Below are 685 nucleotides of genomic sequence, written 5' to 3'. Positions count from 1 at the left end.
TGCTCTTGTGCCCACCATTGCAAAAACTCGCGATTGGCAGGCAACAGCCAGGGGCCGTCTTCAGGATTAGTCAGTTGCTGGGCGGATAGCAATGGTCCACCGTTTTCCCCGCCACATTGAAAAAAGGCGTGATGAGGGGCGGGCTCTGAGTGAGGGTCAACGATAGCGTAAATCGCTTGCTCTGCTTGATGTTCAAGCCACTCGTGGTAATGGGTGTTATCTTGCATCATGTTTACCCTTGTTGACACGGTTTGACGAGAGCGTTAAAGCCCGCACTTTGTGTCGCCGAATAGACAGGCAAAGTTACTGGTTCAGGTGAAGAAGGTGGTGTTATCCCAAAGGGCAATGTCGCCACCTTTCCACCAAAACCACTGCCGCTACTTGCACTGCCACCCGAATTGAGATTAATAGCGGGGCCAACCAAACTGACACCAGAGGCATCCACTTTTACGAAGCTGCCACCGGCTTTAATGGTCAGCTCAGAACCAGCTTCAATCACCACCTTTTGTCCGGCTTTTAGGTGAACTTCACCACCGGCCTCATGCGCCCAAAGTTTGCCTGTTTTGATATGGACACTACCATCCACCATCAGAGTCTGGTCTTTGGTGATTTTATTACGGCTTTCCCCTTCCACCGTCAGGTGATGATTATTCTTGATGTGGGTAAAGTGGTCATTTTCTACTGT

At 50.4% G+C, this 685-nt stretch carries 1 protein-coding gene and 1 pseudogene; both read right to left on the bottom strand.

Going from position 1 to position 685, the window contains the following annotated elements; genetic code table 11:
• Positions 1-227: hypothetical protein (locus ACRQQK_RS15520; RefSeq protein WP_457512855.1), on the bottom strand; the 227-nt coding region annotated here is incomplete at its 3' end.
• A 5-nt stretch (positions 228-232) separates the two neighbouring features.
• Positions 233-685, bottom strand: a pseudogene (locus tag ACRQQK_RS15515) (type VI secretion system tip protein VgrG); the annotation flags it as partial.

It is taken from the genome of Vibrio sp. C8 (assembly GCF_054051265.1).
Note: the sequence above shows the minus strand (reverse complement) of the source record. Positions and strands in the feature narration are given on the sequence as shown.